The organism is Massilia sp. TSP1-1-2 (assembly GCF_049896185.1).
Lineage (GTDB): Bacteria > Pseudomonadota > Gammaproteobacteria > Burkholderiales > Burkholderiaceae_D > Telluria_A.
The window spans coordinates 1-815 of record NZ_JAFCTU010000159.1; the positions used below are offsets into that span (position 1 = coordinate 1).

Here is an 815-nt window from a genome sequence, read left to right on the forward strand (position 1 = left end):
ACATTCTACTTTTAGGAGCTGCCAGTCTCGGAGCAGTAGCAGGTTTCAGACTCCTAACTCTCCTTTCAACTAAGTTCAGGCTAAAAAATCTGCCCCGGGTCACCGCATAGGTTTATACACAAGTGCGCGTGGATCAATTCCTCCTTCTAGACCACGCCCCCGCTAAAAATCGTTTACTTTCAAGCACTTAAAATTGTGCTTGTAAACTTTTGAAATGTCAGGCTTACTATTGCCTTTTTCTCAACGGTATTATGACTGATACGACGCAGTGGGTGGAAGACGAATTTGCGGAAATTGACCTCGGCGATGCGCGCCTGGACAAGCGTGCGAAGCTTTTGATGGCCCGGTTTTCGGGCAACCCGACGGCGAGTATTCCGAAGTCCTGCAACGGCTGGGGCGAGACTGTGGCGACCTATCGTTTCCTAGAGAACGACACCGTGGATTGGCGCGACATCATGGCGCCGCACTGGGAGAAAACGCAGGAACGGATGACTGAGTACCCGCTGGTGTTGTGCCTGCAGGACACCACGGAAATCAATTTCAACGGGCAGCAGATCGAAGGGCTGGGGCCGCTCAGCTATGAAGTGCAGCGTGGCATGTACCTGCATCCGACCATTGCGGTGACGCCGGAGCGCCTGCAACTGGGCGTCGTTGACGCGTGGATGTGGGCGCGCGAACTGCGCGATGCGCAAGGCGTGCGGCCAGGACAAAAGGAAAGCAAGCGCTGGACCGAGGGCTATGAGAGGATCGCGGAAATGGCCGCCGACATGCCGACGACGCGGCTGGTGTACGTCGCCGATCGCGAGGCCGATATC

1 protein-coding gene is annotated in these 815 nt (G+C 55.8%); it reads left to right on the forward strand.

What is annotated here, in order from left to right:
* Nucleotides 1-251: 251 nt before the first annotated feature.
* On the forward strand, nt 252-815 hold a 564-nt coding region (locus ACP7BV_RS27455; protein ID WP_426108078.1), incomplete at its 3' end, for an IS4/Tn5 family transposase DNA-binding protein.